The following is a 239-nucleotide window of genomic DNA, read 5'->3' on the forward strand; positions in this document are numbered from 1 at the left end:
CCGGCGGTCAACGCCATGCAGGGCAGGGTGATCGGCTTGACGGTGCAGGAGCTGGTGCGCATTCCCGATGTGGTGGCGATTGCCAGCGAGAACACCAAGGCAGCGGCCACCCTCGGCGCGTTGCGCTCCGGGGTGATCAACACCCTGGCGACGACCGTGTCGAATGCCTACACGATCCTTGCCCTGGATGATGCGACGCGCCGCTAGGTGGCATCTTGTATGTAGTGAGCGGGCTTGCC

The 239-nt window shown here is 64.9% G+C and carries 1 protein-coding gene; it reads left to right on the forward strand.

Features of this window, described 5'->3' with window-relative positions; translation table 11 throughout:
• Positions 1-207, forward strand: a 207-nt coding sequence (locus HX823_RS32110) for a sugar-binding domain-containing protein (protein WP_256350330.1), incomplete at its 5' end; no start/stop codon positions are given.
• Between the last annotated feature and the right edge of the window lie 32 nt (positions 208-239).

This window comes from Pseudomonas sp. P7759 (assembly GCF_013386445.1).
Classification (GTDB): Bacteria; Pseudomonadota; Gammaproteobacteria; order Pseudomonadales; family Pseudomonadaceae; genus Aquipseudomonas; species Aquipseudomonas azotoformans_A.